This window comes from Pseudactinotalea sp. (assembly GCF_048594945.1).
GTDB lineage: Bacteria > Actinomycetota > Actinomycetes > Actinomycetales > Beutenbergiaceae > Pseudactinotalea.
In genome coordinates, this window is record NZ_JBMDXJ010000039.1 from 1 (window position 1) to 1,531 (window position 1,531).

The 1,531-nt window shown below is 69.3% G+C and carries 1 protein-coding gene and 1 pseudogene; both read left to right on the top strand.

All coding sequences use genetic code 11. The features are described from left to right. Positions 1–233 (top strand): annotated as a pseudogene (locus ACOJSN_RS01915) (hypothetical protein); the annotation flags it as partial. A 278-nt stretch (positions 234–511) separates the two neighbouring features. Beyond that, positions 512–1,501 carry a malate dehydrogenase gene (locus ACOJSN_RS01920; RefSeq protein WP_420110820.1) on the top strand — a complete coding sequence of 330 codons (990 nt, stop codon included), beginning with the start codon at positions 512–514 and terminating at the stop codon, positions 1,499–1,501. The last annotated feature ends 30 nt before the right edge of the window (positions 1,502–1,531 follow it).

Genomic DNA, 1,531 nt, shown 5'->3' on the forward strand with positions numbered 1-1,531 from the left:
GCTGGCGCAACGGTCTCGTCGTCGAGATCGACGGCGCCGCGCACCGATGGGGACTTGCTGTCGCCGACGACAACCTGCGCGCCAACTCCGTGACCCTCGGCGAAGACATCGTGTTGAACATCGATCTCGTCGGCTGGAGGCTCGCACAGTCGAGCTACATGGACCAGGTATGTGCGGGCTACTGGCTACGCGAGGAGCGCGTTCGCGGATCCGCGTGGTCGAAGGCTGTGTGAGCCGTCAGCTGCCGCGCTCGCCTTCCCGGGCGGGAGGTATTCCGATGCCGCCCGATGGCTCTCGATAACCTCCGATCAGTGGCCGACCTTGTGATTGGAGCTGATCCGAGGCCCCCGGGCGGCCCTGGATCACCTCGAGCGGATGCGGCCGTCGTTGGGGAAGAGGGGAGGACGCTCGGTTGGTGGCAGGATGGGAGCCATCAAGAGCAGGCTCTTCACCAACGGCTCAGATCTGGCGCATCGACGCCTCCGCGGGCCGAGAACGGGATGACACTCGCATGACCACAGCACCTGTCACCGTGACCGTCACCGGCGCCGCTGGTCAGATCGGCTACGCGCTGCTGTTCCGGATCGCCTCCGGTCAGCTGCTCGGCCCGGACACCCCGGTCAAGCTGCGGTTGCTGGAGATCCCGCAGGCGGTCAAGGCGGCCGAGGGTACCGCGATGGAGCTCGACGACTGCGCCTTCCCGCTGCTGGCCGGCATCGACATCGCCGACAACCCGACGGCGGGCTTCGAGGGGACCAACATCGCGCTGCTGGTGGGCGCCCGCCCGCGCGGCCCGGGCATGGAGCGTGCTGACCTGCTCGAGGCCAACGGCGGCATCTTCAAGCCGCAGGGTGAGGCGATCAACGCCGGTGCCGCCGATGACGTCCGCGTGCTCGTGGTCGGCAACCCCGCGAACACCAACGCCCTCATCGCGCAGCAGCACGCGCCGGACGTCCCGGCCGAGCGCTTCACCGCGATGACCCGCCTCGACCACAACCGTGCGCTGTCGCAGCTGGCCGCCAAGACCGGCACCACCGTCAACGACATCACGCAGCTGACGATCTGGGGCAACCACTCCGCCAGTCAGTACCCGGACATCTTCCGCGCGACCGTCAACGGGAAGCCGGCGGCCGAGGTCGTGGGCGACCAGGACTGGCTGGAGAACACGTTCATCCCCACCGTCGCCAAGCGCGGCGCGGCGATCATCGAGGCCCGGGGCGCATCCTCGGCCGCCTCCGCTGCCAACGCCGCGGTCGACCACGTCCACGACTGGGTCAACGGCACCCCCGAGGGCGACTGGACCTCGGTCGCGCTGCCCTCCGACGGCTCCTACGGCGTGCCCGAGGGGCTCATCTCCTCCTTCCCCGCGCGCTCGGTGAACGGTGCGTGGGAGATCGTGCAGGGTCTTCAGATCGACGACTTCTCGCGAGGCCGCATCGATGCCTCCGTCGCCGAGCGCGGCGAGGAGCGCGACGCCGGCAAGGGCCTCGGCCTGATCTGAGCCGCGATTCAGGACAGGTCGACGCGCGGC

Coding starts and splice junctions, on each gene's coding strand:
- ACOJSN_RS01920 (WP_420110820.1), top strand. CDS start 512: ATGACCACAGCACCTGTCACCGTGACCGTCACCGGCGCCGCTGGTCAG.